Raw genomic sequence first — 12,568 nt, 5'->3', positions numbered from 1 at the left:
ACGACTAGGTGAAGTAGTCTACGGCGTATTAGCTATGATGAAACACCCACGAGCGCGTGGCACCCTAACGTCTTTGGCGCGGGTGAAGATATAGTCTGAGCTTGCGGGAAACCGTAAGAACTACCGGATAAAGAGCCGGTAGGATAACAAACTGGATGCAATGAAATTCGTCGCCCCTGTCGCGCACTCTCTCGGTTACTCCATCGAAGATACTGCGACGGCCGTTGCGAAAATGTCAGACGCTGGTATTCAGGGATCGATGGCGGGTACGGCGCTTCGTGCGTCACTCTTGCACCTTACGAATCCGGTAGGGCAGTCGGCAAAGGCGATGAAAAAGTACGGCATCGAAGTAAAGGACGCGCACGGAAATTTAAAGCCGATTCCAGAGCTCGTCGGCCATATTTCGAAACAATTCGAAGGGATGACGTCGGCGCAGAAAACGGCCGCGGCGGCACAGCTCGTCGGAGTTGAAGCGGCTTCCGGATTCGTTACGCTTTTGGGCGTCGGAGAAAAGGGACTGCGCAACTATTCGAAGACGCTGAAGGAAGCCGGCGGGACCGCGGACAAAGTAGCGAAAACGCAGATGGATAACCTCAAAGGGTCATTCGAACAGTTTACGTCTGCGCTCGACGGCCTCGGAATCGCGATCGGTAACGAGTTTTTACCTACTTTCCGAAAAATTGTCGAAACCGGTACGAAGGTAGTCGAGTTCCTTAGCGAACTGAATCCGGGGATCATTACGACGGGCATTGAAATGGCGGGCGCGGCGGCAGCTGTGGCGCTGGTAGCATCGTCCATGGTGAAACTCGGAATCGCAGTACGCGGTTTGTTCGTTGCGATGGGGCCGGCCGGATGGGTGATCACCGGGCTCTCTTTATTAGCGGGGGCTCTCGTCGGGGTAAAAGCGGGGTACGATCAGGTGAACACCGTTAGCCTAGAGGCGGCCGAAGCCAAACAAAAAGAGATAGATTCTATTAATAATTTAGCGACTGAGTTTGAAAAACTTCAAAACAAAACAAAGCTTACAGCAGAAGAGATGGCGCACTACCTCGACTTGAACGATCGCATTAAATTGGAAACTGATTCTCACGCGATCAAACTGATGAAGGAGGAGCAGGAGGGGCTACGCAAAAAGTCGGGTCTTACAAATAATGAGTTCGATCGCTATCTTTCGCTTAATGACAAGGTACTAGAAAAGGCTCCTATCACAAGCAAGGCAATAACAGACCAAGGTAATGCGTTCGCGAAAAACACTAAGGCGTTAAAGCGGCTGACTGAGGAAAAAGCCGAAGAATTAAGGATTGAACTGAATACTCAAAAAGCCAAACTTGACTCTAAAGAGACTGAGAATCTCAATGAAAGAAGCAGGCTTCAAGAAAAGATAAATAGCCTTGCGGAGGAGTATCGCGAAAATCAGGTGAAAGCCGAGGAGCAGCTTGAGAAAGTAAGGGGGATAGAAGACAGTATAAAACAAGCGAAAGCGGCCGGAAACAAAGAAGACGCTGCACAAAAGGAGAATATCCTAGGTACAGAAAAGCGGATTCTAAGCGAACTTCAGGCGCAACTTGGGGCGAGTGGTGATAAGCTTCTAAGCAAAAAAGAAGAACTACAAAAGGTAAATGAAGAGATAAATAAACTCGATACTGTTAAGCAAAAACTAGTGGATTTAGAGATGCGACAAGTCGGCTTAAACGCCAAAAAGGGAGAAGGCGTGAGAGTAATCGATAAGGAGATCGCTCGCCTTCAAGATGCGAAGGCGAATCTGAAAAACAACACGACAGCGGCCGATCGTAAAACGGATGAGTACCGGAAGTCTGTTAAAGCGATTGACGACGAGATCGCAAACCTTCGTACCGCAAGAGGTCGGGTCGCGGATATTACGTCAGAAGCCCAAAGAATGAACGCTGCTCTAAGTAAGGACATCACGAAACGAATCACGACAATTACTTCGGATGTTTCTATGAAGACGGAGCGTGCCGTAAGTCGCGGAAAAGGGAACGAAGGTACTTACCACACTGGCGGCGTCATCGGCCTTGGACAGATCAATAAACTTCACATCGGCGGTCTAGCGTCTCAATTCGCTAATCCGATGAGCCACGAAGTCGATATCCGGGCCCTACGAAACGAAATGGTGCTTACTGAAGCGCAACAGGCGAATCTTATGCGAATGATAGACGCGGGGCACACGACGGGACTCGGAGGAGATTCCGGCTTATCCTCGGATATGTTGCGCGCGCTTAGTTCGATTGAGCAGGCGATTAAGACGAAGGGTGGCGCTTCTATAATCGTGGATGGATACGAACTCGGCCACGTAATTGAGCCGCATATCAGCGCGATCCAACAAGACGGCCTTGATATAGAAAGTCTAAGGAGCGGGAGGTGATTTCGAATGGGAAATACGGACTTCATTAAGAAAATCGCCCCGGATGCGCAGAAGATATTTGTAAATTATAAAATTCTCGCCAGCCTTGTAATCGCGCAGGGATGTCTCGAAAGTGCGTACGGGACTAGCGGCCTCGCAGTAAACGGAAAGAATCTTTTCGGAGTGAAGGGCGAATACAACGGAAAATACGTCATCATGAAAACGTGGGAAGTAATCAACGGAAGAAACGTTCAAGTGGACGCCAAGTTCCGGAAGTATCCGACGTGGTATGAGTCGATGCAAGACCTAGCGAAGCTTTACGTAAACGGCGTCAGTTGGGACCCGAATCACTATAAGGCGGTCGTAGGCGAGAAAAACTACAAGAAAGCGACTTCTGCGCTGGTAGACGCCGGATATGCAACGGACCCGTCTTACGCGTCAAAGCTGAACAGAATTATTGAAACGTACAACCTGACGAAGTATGACACCGCCCCGTCTCCGTCGAATCCGTCCACTCCTTCTACGCCGGACACAAACAACCCGGCTCCGGTTGTTGTTGAAGAGCCGGAGGTATCTATCGACGTTTTTTCAAGCGTTTATACAACACCTCCATCCGGTGTCCCTATTACGGATAGCAACTTCCGGATACTTTACAAGGACGGCCGCATAATTGACATGGCTCGCGATTTATCGGTCCTTGTAAGGAGCTTCAAAATTGCATCGCCCACTCCCGATATCGATTACGAAACGATTCCGGGAAGGGACGGCTTAGTTCGAGTAGGGAAAACCTTCGGAGCCCGAACGCTGACTGCCGAATGTCTTTTGCTCGGAGCAGATGACGTTGATTTTCATTTATTACAAGCGGAACTCTTTCACGCGCTTCATCGCGAGGAGGAGTTCTTTTTAGTTTCGGAAGCGACGCCGAAAAAACGGTGGCGGGTCGAGCTAAGCGCATCATTCACGCCTGACAGAATCGGTAGCTTTGGCGACTTTACGCTGACTTTCCAAAGCGCCTCGACTTATTGCGAATCAGTCGGCACCACACTTGATGCGTTTACGTTTGATGCGAACAAATGGCAGATAGGCGAAGGGCTGACGGACGATATCCCTTCGTACAAACACAAGACGAAGACTTTTCGTATTTTCAACGCGGGAGCCGTCCGGCTAGACCCGAGATACATGCCTTTAAAGATTACGTATAAAGGTGCGTCTAACAAGCTGGCGATTAAGAATAGAACGACGGGCGACCAGTGGACGTTTTCGGGCACGTCCGCAGCGAAGGAAGCGATTCAAATTTCCGGTGTCACTGCGAAAAAGGGAAACGTCAGTATCTTCGGGCAGACAAATTTCGGACTCATTACGCTAGAGCCTGGATGGAATGAATTCGAATTAAGTGGAACGAGCGGGGATTTTGAAATTGCGTTTGATTTCAGATTCCACTATTACGCGTAGGGAGGTGCGCCATGTCTAGTCTGATTGTAAAGAATCTCGCTAATCAGGTCGAAGCTCTAACGGACTTCAGCGTGACGAAGAAAGATGAAATCGATAACGGTAGATCTTTAGACGTATCAGTTATACAGACGGATCGGAACGCGCACTCCTTTCCGCTGATTCAGAATGAAGGCTCTCTTTTTTATGAAGACGAGGAATTTATCATCAGAAAGACGCGTTATGTACCGATCGGTGGCAAGAGACTAAAGGTCGACATTACGGCCTTGCACCGATCATTTTCAGATCTCGGAGAGAATTACGTGTACGAGACTTCGGGAAAAAAGAAAAAACTTTACCTCGAAGATATGCTGGATATCGCATTAAAAGGTTCTGGATATTCCTACGAGGTTGTACCGGATGGGCTCGGTGATTCGTTTGAAGTAGAGGACTTTGGGAACGGGTACTCACTCGGTCTGTTAAACGATATAAAGGAAAAATACACGGCTGAATATGAGTGTATTGGAAAGAAAGTATATTTCGCGAAGGAGATAGCGAGAGATACGGACTATGTTATTCGCGACCGAGTAAATGTAAAAGATCCAACGCAAGAGATTGACACTTCTTCTATCAAAACGTTTATCAAGGGCTTCGGAAAGAAGGACGACAAGACAGGGAAATATGCGGTTGAAGCTGAATACAAAAGCCCTTTGGCTGCAATCTACGGAATTAAACACGCAAATCCGATATTCGACGATTCTTACACGGCGAAGGACGAGGGGAAACTTGAACAGCGACTAGAGAAGGAACTGACCGATAAGATCGAAATATCTATCAGTTTGACATATGTAGAAGTCGAAGCTTTGAAAATGCAGGACATCCGAAAAGGTGATTACGTATGGTGTGTATTAGAGCCATTTGATTTACGCACCAAACTTCGCGTTGTCAGTGTCGAATCTTACTCCGATCCGAATAAACCGTCTGTTTTTACTTTCGGAAAATTGCGGCCGAATATCAGTAAAACTGTCGCAAAGCTTGGGCGTACGCAGAGCACGCTCTCCAAACTTATCGACACGTCGACCGGAAAGGTGAAAGGCAGCGCCATAAGCGGAAACATAACCATCGGAAAAGACGCGATTTATGAAGACGGCTACGATCCGACAAAGCTGACGATTCCTACGTACGGCCGGGCAAACGCAACCACTGACGGTCTTATGAGTTCGTCGGACTACGTTAAGCTGGCGAGTATCGTATTAGGGCCTGACGGTCAAGTTTCTGTCTCGCTGGCTACCGAAACAACGGACGGCTTAATGAGCGCATCTGACTTCGCAAAGCTGAAGCGCATCAAGGTCGGTACGGCTACGGTGGATATATCGACACTTTCGCAACAGCTCGAATCTATAAACAAGCGCCTGACCGCGCTGGAGAATAAATAACGAGGAGGAATACAATGCCGAAATTTCCGTACAGAAAGGCCGGGGCAGCGTGGGACCGTGTTTTTCGTAACGACCACAACCAAAACCTCGATGATATTGCGGACGATATTAAAGGATCATACACGGAATTGGCCGCACATAAGAACGCGAAAACCGCCCACACGTCGGAGCAAATCGACCATGGCGGTTTTTCTTTGCGCACATATATCGACGGCCTGTATAACCGTATCAGAAATCTGATCCTTAACGCGGACGGTACAAACGTAAAAGAGGTCGTGGATGCTCGTGTGGATGCGGAAGGGAACATCGCGCCTTTATTGAAGGAGCGGCTCGACAAAGAGTATAACAAGCTTTTACGCAAAATTGAGCGCGATGTAAACGTTGACGACTACGGAGCCGATCCGACAGGCGTTAATGATAGTACAGAAGCGTTTAAAAAGGCGATCGGGAACGGTAAGGTGCGGCTAAATCTGTCGGCAGGCACGTATATCGTTAAAGGCGTCAAGCTGCCGTCGTGGACGTATTTGATCGGCCAAGGCATGGGCGTTACTACGCTGAAGCTGCACGAGGATACGCCGGCCAGTGAGTGGGTCATTATTAACGCGGACCCGGAGTCCGGAAACCGGAACATCGTAGTCCAAGGAATGTCCCTCGACTGGAATCCGGAGCGGCAAGGCGGGGTAGGCGCGACGGGAGGTATCCATTCGAGCTGCTTAACTTTTGCGCAAGTGAAATTCGGTATCGTCCGGGAAGTAGAGGGGATTAATCCGGGTCTTCATTGTTTTGACATAACGGCACCTACCTACAATATTTCAACGAATGATTACACCGCAAAAGGTAGTAAATACGTATGGGTTGATCGCTGCATCGGGTCTGGATATGGGGATGACGGAATCACCACGCATTATAGCGAATATATTTTCATTACTCACAACGTAATGACATATCCAAGCGGAAAAGCCCACGATAAAGGGGCCTCAAATTCAAACGGAATTGAAGTGGATGATGGCTCCAAGCATGTATGGGTTGTGGATAATTATACAGAAGGGAATGTTCGGGGCGTAGAAGTCAAAGCGCATGCTAAGTGGCCAGCTCCATGTAATGTCCATATCCGCGGTCACGAATCTTTTCGAGACGTTCGATCATTTGATTTGCGTCACATCGGGCACCACCTCGTATCAGATCCGTGGAGCGAGACGGCTCGTGATGTGACGCTGGTCGATTGTACAGCCAGAGAACCTGTATTTAATTCTCTATACGAAGGAATAGGCCCGAGGGCGCTAGTCGTATCGGCTTATCAACGCGTTAAGATAATCGGGTTTACGGCTATAGGCGACCCGACATACGACTACAGAGGCAACTCAGTAATCGCGTTTCAGTATAAAAGTCGGAAAATCAGCGTCACGAACCTCCAAGTGTCGGGCTTTAAAAATGCAGGGTGCGATGTTAAGGTGACTGGCGGCGATCAACTGACGGATGACGTCTTCATCTCGGACTTCGTTATTCACGATTCGGCTCATAATGGCATCGAGATCGGAGGCGGTGTGTACAACGTCAATCTGGATAACGGAATTCTGCACACGTCGGGAGGTACGGCTGGTGTTACGTCTCCGAATACACAAACAAATATTTCAATGGTCCGGTCGTATGGTTATAAGGATGCGGCAATTCTCGGAGGGCAAAAGTATTCATTCGTTCCCAATAACATTAAAGGCGGGTTTCGGGCAGCTTCGACATCAGGACATCCGGTAGACAAAACAAGCGCAGTCATTGCGACCACAGGCGGATGTACAACGAAAGGACCTAGAAACGTCGTTTTAGGCGCCAGCGGTGGCTCATCCACAACAGCTTCTCGTCAAGCGGTTATAGCGTCAAACAATTCACATACAAAAGGTGACGGGCCGTCGAGGGTCGTACTCGCTGCCAACGGGGTTATCAACGATAACGGATACAGCGTCAGAGGGGGCTACGGAAGCGGAAGCGCCTCGGTCGGAAATACGAGATGGGAACTCGATTCGACTGGCGGCCATATTCGCGGCACAGGGCGAGTGGAGAGCGTCTCAGATTTCAAAGACTTCGCGGAGTATTTCGAATCTGCTGACGGTAAGAAGATTGGTTCAAGCTGTCTCGTCGCGCTAGAAGGCGAAAAGATACGAAAAGCAGGCGAGGGAGATAAGATTCTCGGAGTGGTTTCGGAAACTGCGGGCGTGGTGCTCGGCGGTGCTGCGTTCTATTGGAACGAGCAGTACGAGAGAAACGAATTCGGCGGCTTGGTTTACGAAACGGTTATCGATGGCGGCGAAGAGTTAAGCGTTCCAAAATTAAACCCCGACTACGACCCTTCTCTCGAATATGTGCCGCGTGACTCTCGTGACGAATGGCATGTCATCGGCCTGATCGGTCAAGTCTTTGTTAGGATTGACGAAACAGTGACCGTAGGGGATAGCGTATCAGCAATCGGCGGCATCGCAACTAAAGCAGAAAGCGGAGGCTATGGAACTGTTATGAGAATCAAGTCCCCGTATGATGCGGAAAAAGGATACGGTGTAGCTCAAATGATCGTTACGCCGCAGCACTAAGGAGGTTTTGTAGTGATATACAATAACGCATCACTTGCGTTTGAGGTGACGAGTCGGACAAAAACAAATATAAAAACCGCAATACAGTTCAGCACGCAAGACATCGATACGGCGCGTTTGATCTTCTCGTTAACAAAGGACGGCGTCCCGTTGCCGTTGTCTGCTGTTACCGGGAAGCTTGTCATGTTCATGGCGGACGGCAGCCGGTTTATAAGAAGCGTAGAGATCACGGATAAAGTTGAAGGCATTGCGCAGTACGTTCTGTCAGCCGAAGAGATCCGACATAGTGGCGATGTGCAGGCGGAACTTTACTTGTATTACGCGAATAAGCAGGCGCTTTCCATCCATAAGTTTTCGTTTACCATCGACAAGGCGCTGATTGATACGGATATCTTACCGTTGGCGGAATACTACGTGGATGACTTCGAAGCGTTGCGCCAACAAATCAACGACTTATACGACGAAGTGGTCGAAACGGTCGAAGAGCTGCGCAAGAAATTCGAAGACCTCGAAAATATTGAAACGAAAGAAGGAGCGCAAGCAAAAGCGGATGCTGCGGAAAAGAATGCGAAATCGTATACGGACACTCATACGAAAAGGACGGACAATCCGCATAGCGTAACGAAATCGCAAATTGGTTTGGGAAACGTTGAGAATGTGAAGCAGGAGACGCCGGACGGTGCGCAGGCAAAAGCTGACAAGGCCTTGATGGACAGCAAAGCGTACACGGACGAACACACAGGTCGGACTGATAACCCGCACTCAGTGACAAAGGATCAGATCGGACTTAGTAACGTTGAAAATGTTAGACAGGCCGACTATTATGCGTTTCGCCAACACGACAACAACGGGGAACGCCACACATCAAAAGTTGAGAAGGACAAGTGGAACGGATCGCAGTTGTTTAAATTGACGCAGGATACCGGCGCGGCACAGTACATGACTGGCGCCGATTTTAATGCGGTGACAGATACCGGCTTCTATTACATGAGCGGCGCAACGACGGCATTGAATGCGCCGGTAAATAACAACGGGTATCTTCTCGTTCATAACTACAGCACGTACGCGTATCAGGAGTATACTTCCTATAGTAGCAATGATTCGACGTCTTCGGGTCGGCGGAAATTCATGCGCAATAAGGTCGCGAGTTCGGATTCTTGGACGTCGTGGCGCGAGCTCGAATCGGTAGAAGGAGCGCAATCAAAGGCAGATAAAGCACTGACAGACGCTAAAGCCTATGCAGACATAAAAGTGGGGCAGCTCACGGGTGTGTGGACGGTCATTCCTTTAATAAACGGTGCAGTCACTGACGCTGCATCCCCGTTGCGGTTCCGAACTAAAAATGGAGGAGATGAAATTCAGCTTAATGGAGGATTTAAGTCTACGTTTAATACGATCATCGCATCAGGATTGCCGAAGATAAAAAATCCGATTGAGTTTCTGGTGGCCACTGTTGGGACTTACGGTTATTTACGATTGGATTATAGAGCAAATGGTGAACTATATTTAGCTGGTGGGACAGTAAACAGTGAGGCTAATATTAGCAAGATATCTGTTAATACAACAATTCCAGTATTATAAAGGAGTGTGACATATGGAAGAAACAACAATTGAATTGTCAGATTTAGTATCTCAGGATTCCGGATTAGCTTATGAATTAATGCTTGTTCAAGCAAAATGCGAACAGCTTAAAAAGGAAAATGCTCAATTAGCTTACGAAGTAATGACAGGAGGAGCTTAATATGGATTGGTTCAAGAGTATTAAAGGATGGTACAACAACGGCGATGGCTTTTGGACGAAAGAAATGGTTGCGGATGCTGTTCGGTACGGAAAGATTACGTCGGAACAATACAAGGAAATTACCGGAGAGGTCTATCCGACTCCCGGGGAAGAGTCTTCTGATAAGACTGACGGTCCTATCGTAACTCAGTAAATAACGAAAAGGAGGCGTAGTTATTGAACGGCGGCGAATTAGACGTACTCAAATATTTTTTAACGCAGGGACCGTTCGCGGTCCTTTTTACGTGGCTGCTGATTTACGTAATGAAATCGAATAGGGAGCGCGAATCGCGGCTACAGGACTTACTCGATAAATTTAGCGATAAGTATGACGTCATCATCGACAAGATCGATAGACTCGAAGAGAAATTCCGCGGAAGAGAATAACTGAATAAACGCAACACGCCCGTCAGGTGAGAGTCCCGGCGGGCTTTTTTAATTCAAAAAACGAAAAGGGGACGATTTAATGGCGATTTCAGTACGTAAGAACTTAGTGGCTGCGAGTAAGTATTCGATTAAGTGTCCGAATGCAATGGACGCGCAGTATATTACGTTTCATAATACGGCCAACGACGCTTCAGCAGACGCGGAGATCCGATATATGATCGGAAACAACAACGAAGTGTCTTACCATTTCGCAGTAGACGATAAGGAAGTCGTTCAAGGAATTCCGACAGATCGTAACGCATGGCATACCGGAGATGGTAGCGGCGCAAATTCCGGAAACCGCACGTCTATCGGCGTCGAGGTTTGTTACTCGAAATCGGGCGGCGCTAAGTACGAAGCAGCCGAAAAACTGGCGATTAAATTTATTGCGCAATTGCTGAAAGAACGCGGATGGGGAATCGATCGTCTGCGCAAACACCAAGACTGGTCCGGCAAATACTGCCCGCATCGCGTGTTAGCGGAAGGCCGTTGGGAATCCGTGAAATCGGCAATCGCTGCGGAACTCAAAGCACTCGGCGGCAAGTCTTCCGCAAGTAAGCCGGCCAAAACATCCGGATCGACATACACCGTTAAGAAAGGCGACACTTTGTCCGAAATTGCGGTGAAAACAGGCGTCAGTATGGCGAAGTTACAAGCATATAATGGCATTAAGAATGCGAATAAGATTTCGGTCGGCCAAGTTCTAAAGTTGACGGGTGCGGCCGGCTCTTCTAAACCGTCATCCAGCGGTAAGAAATACGTTTACCTTCCTGCTTCTGCCGATTCATGGCGCATCTACCCTACGAATAAAGCGCCGGTCAAAGGCAACGAATGCGGCTTATTGCGTCCTAAGAAATTCGGCGGCCTGAAATACGAGGTTCTCGGTAATCCGCAGACCGACGTGTACACGATCAAGACGGACCAGTTCGGAAAGGTAAACCTCTATGCCGCGAAGTCCACAGGCGCAGCAGTAAAATAAACGATAAGGGAGACGATAATTATGGAAGAAGTATTAATTTTCGCGACTATCCTCGCGCCTATCTTAACGGCGCTCGTTCAGCTCGTTAAGAAAACGGTTAAGTTGCCGACGAATATCGTACCGGCTCTCAGTTTCGTCATCGGTATCTTATTGGGCGCGATTGCTTATCCGTTTACTGACCTCGATTTGGTGCTGCGTTTGTGGGCCGGCGGCTTTGCGGGTCTGGCTGCGACGGGTCTTTTCGAAATCGGAACAAAACGAGAGGGAACTACGAAATAAAATAACGGAACTTTTTGCGGACGCTTGCGTATGAATACGTAGGTGTCCGTTTACATAACTGAAAAATAAGTTATCATTAGAAGAAAAAGGTCGTGATCGTATTGAAGCGGGTTGGGCTACTTTTTTCTGCGTTAATAGCTGCGTTTTTAATCGGTGGGTGTTCATCTGATTCGCAGCCTCATAACAAAGACAGTACGGCAAAAGCTGAGGAAGTGAGCACAAATGAAAATCTAGGTGAAGATAGTGCTATTTGGGCTTATTCAGCAGAAATGAATGATAAGGCAAATTACGATGGGCTAGATATAAAAATCGATCGGATTTTGATATCGCCATCAAGCGCCCACATTGCGATAAAAGGATCGATAGAAAACATCGGGCATTCTTCCTTTGAAGCGTATCCAGCAGCGGAAACAATCAAGCTTAACACCGGAGAGGAATTAGGTCCGGAAGAAGTGATAAAAGTAGTTGATGACGGCACGAATAAATTAAAGAAGAAGGGCGATCGTCTCGATTTCTTCTACGCTTGGCCTATGTCCAATACAGCTCCGAACGAAGTGACAAGCATAAACCTATCTTGGAATATCTACAAAACGCTTGGAGATGACGCCGTAAACTCAGCTACCTTCACGCGAAATTACACACTAAAACAATAACGATAAGCCCCGTCCTTAACCGGATGGGGCATTTTTTACGTTTATGATATCCGCAAACCTCACGAAATTAGTATCGCCTTGTGCGTCCTTCACACGAAATTCCTTCCGTATGTGATCTACGTAATGAACTGCGCCGATTACTTCCCGTATGTATCCGTCGTCGTAAAGCTCAAACGACAAATCTGCGCCAACCTCCATCGATTGCGCGACCGTCACTTCCATATCCTCGATCTGCTGCGCGTCCAGTTGCGGCTTCTCCACTTTAAGCTTCGCTTCGGCCAGTCTCTGAAAGCCTTCGCGTAATTCCGGCAAGATAAAACTCGAAGCCCACAGTTTGTTATCGCTAGTCATGCCGAACACCTCCGGCTTTATTATATGCGAATATGTGTTCGGTTATCAATCGGAAATAATTTCTATGATCTCGCTGATGTCGTCGATTTCAAACGTATTCACGATTCGATCCAAGTGTTCGATTGAAATCCGGACCACATGATTACGTGATAATTGAGAGATGGCTGCGGGGCGTATTCCGACCTTTTCCGAAAACTCACCCTGATTCAATCCGTGCTTCTCCATTAACTTATCGATACGTAAAACCACTCGTCTCATACGTAACCTCCGTCCATTTTTATTTTATTATAATGCG

13 protein-coding genes are annotated in these 12,568 nt (G+C 48.0%); 11 read left to right on the top strand and 2 right to left on the bottom strand.

Features of this window, described 5'->3' with window-relative positions:
* The first annotated feature begins 160 nt into the window (after positions 1-160).
* The 11 genes from NYE68_RS16250 to NYE68_RS16200 all read left to right on the top strand — a co-directional run bounded on the left by NYE68_RS16250 (position 161) and on the right by NYE68_RS16200 (position 11,922).
* Positions 161-2,383 carry a phage tail tape measure protein gene (locus tag NYE68_RS16250; RefSeq protein WP_342493928.1) on the top strand — a complete coding sequence of 741 codons (2,223 nt, stop codon included), beginning with the start codon at positions 161-163 and terminating at the stop codon, positions 2,381-2,383.
* 6 nt (positions 2,384-2,389) lie between these two features.
* Positions 2,390-3,814 carry a glucosaminidase domain-containing protein gene (locus NYE68_RS16245; protein ID WP_342493927.1) on the top strand — a complete coding sequence of 475 codons (1,425 nt, stop codon included), beginning with the start codon at positions 2,390-2,392 and terminating at the stop codon, positions 3,812-3,814.
* An 11-nt stretch (positions 3,815-3,825) separates the two neighbouring features.
* Complete coding sequence (locus NYE68_RS16240) at positions 3,826-5,226, top strand: phage tail protein (protein ID WP_342493926.1); 1,401 nt, start codon at positions 3,826-3,828, stop codon at positions 5,224-5,226.
* A 14-nt stretch (positions 5,227-5,240) separates the two neighbouring features.
* On the top strand, positions 5,241-7,805 hold the full coding sequence (locus tag NYE68_RS16235; RefSeq protein ID WP_342493925.1) for a peptidase G2 autoproteolytic cleavage domain-containing protein: 2,565 nt from the start codon (positions 5,241-5,243) through the stop codon (positions 7,803-7,805).
* A 12-nt stretch (positions 7,806-7,817) separates the two neighbouring features.
* Positions 7,818-9,386: a BppU family phage baseplate upper protein gene (locus NYE68_RS16230; RefSeq protein ID WP_340878020.1), complete on the top strand. Its 1,569-nt coding sequence runs from the start codon at positions 7,818-7,820 to the stop codon at positions 9,384-9,386.
* A gap of 13 nt (positions 9,387-9,399) precedes the next feature.
* Positions 9,400-9,546, top strand: coding sequence for a hypothetical protein (locus NYE68_RS16225; protein ID WP_161985256.1), 147 nt, complete (start codon positions 9,400-9,402; stop codon positions 9,544-9,546).
* A gap of 1 nt (position 9,547) precedes the next feature.
* Positions 9,548-9,739, top strand: coding sequence for an XkdX family protein (locus NYE68_RS16220; protein ID WP_340878023.1), 192 nt, complete (start codon positions 9,548-9,550; stop codon positions 9,737-9,739).
* A gap of 23 nt (positions 9,740-9,762) precedes the next feature.
* Positions 9,763-9,972, top strand: a complete 210-nt coding sequence (locus tag NYE68_RS16215; RefSeq protein WP_013351581.1) for a BhlA/UviB family holin-like peptide — start codon at positions 9,763-9,765, stop codon at positions 9,970-9,972.
* Positions 9,973-10,051: 79 nt separating this feature from the next.
* Positions 10,052-10,990 carry an N-acetylmuramoyl-L-alanine amidase gene (locus NYE68_RS16210; protein ID WP_342493924.1) on the top strand — a complete coding sequence of 313 codons (939 nt, stop codon included), beginning with the start codon at positions 10,052-10,054 and terminating at the stop codon, positions 10,988-10,990.
* 21 nt (positions 10,991-11,011) lie between these two features.
* Complete coding sequence (locus NYE68_RS16205) at positions 11,012-11,269, top strand: holin (protein ID WP_069013261.1); 258 nt, start codon at positions 11,012-11,014, stop codon at positions 11,267-11,269.
* A gap of 92 nt (positions 11,270-11,361) precedes the next feature.
* On the top strand, positions 11,362-11,922 hold the full coding sequence (locus NYE68_RS16200) for a hypothetical protein (protein ID WP_109680505.1): 561 nt from the start codon (positions 11,362-11,364) through the stop codon (positions 11,920-11,922).
* Positions 11,923-11,937: 15 nt separating this feature from the next.
* Here the strand turns inward: NYE68_RS16200 and NYE68_RS16195 are convergent, their stop codons facing one another.
* Positions 11,938-12,273, bottom strand: a complete 336-nt coding sequence (locus tag NYE68_RS16195; RefSeq protein ID WP_238810308.1) for a YolD-like family protein — start codon at positions 12,271-12,273, stop codon at positions 11,938-11,940.
* A gap of 45 nt (positions 12,274-12,318) precedes the next feature.
* A complete protein-coding gene (locus NYE68_RS16190) occupies positions 12,319-12,531 on the bottom strand; it encodes a helix-turn-helix transcriptional regulator (protein ID WP_029973246.1) in 213 nt (70 codons plus the stop codon).
* Positions 12,532-12,568 lie beyond the last annotated feature (37 nt).

The sequence above is a fragment of the Bacillus sp. FSL R5-0447 genome, assembly GCF_038606125.1.
Lineage (GTDB): Bacteria > Bacillota > Bacilli > Bacillales > Bacillaceae > Bacillus > Bacillus velezensis.
The sequence above is the reverse complement of the archived record's forward strand: the minus strand, read 5'-3'. Positions and strand labels throughout refer to the sequence as shown.

Coding starts and splice junctions, on each gene's coding strand:
- NYE68_RS16225 (WP_161985256.1), top strand. CDS start 9,400: ATGGAAGAAACAACAATTGAATTGTCAGATTTAGTATCTCAGGATTCC.
- NYE68_RS16195 (WP_238810308.1), bottom strand. CDS start 12,273: ATGACTAGCGATAACAAACTGTGGGCTTCGAGTTTTATCTTGCCGGAA.
- NYE68_RS16250 (WP_342493928.1), top strand. CDS start 161: ATGAAATTCGTCGCCCCTGTCGCGCACTCTCTCGGTTACTCCATCGAA.
- NYE68_RS16240 (WP_342493926.1), top strand. CDS start 3,826: ATGTCTAGTCTGATTGTAAAGAATCTCGCTAATCAGGTCGAAGCTCTA.
- NYE68_RS16210 (WP_342493924.1), top strand. CDS start 10,052: ATGGCGATTTCAGTACGTAAGAACTTAGTGGCTGCGAGTAAGTATTCG.
- NYE68_RS16235 (WP_342493925.1), top strand. CDS start 5,241: ATGCCGAAATTTCCGTACAGAAAGGCCGGGGCAGCGTGGGACCGTGTT.
- NYE68_RS16220 (WP_340878023.1), top strand. CDS start 9,548: ATGGATTGGTTCAAGAGTATTAAAGGATGGTACAACAACGGCGATGGC.
- NYE68_RS16190 (WP_029973246.1), bottom strand. CDS start 12,531: ATGAGACGAGTGGTTTTACGTATCGATAAGTTAATGGAGAAGCACGGA.
- NYE68_RS16245 (WP_342493927.1), top strand. CDS start 2,390: ATGGGAAATACGGACTTCATTAAGAAAATCGCCCCGGATGCGCAGAAG.
- NYE68_RS16205 (WP_069013261.1), top strand. CDS start 11,012: ATGGAAGAAGTATTAATTTTCGCGACTATCCTCGCGCCTATCTTAACG.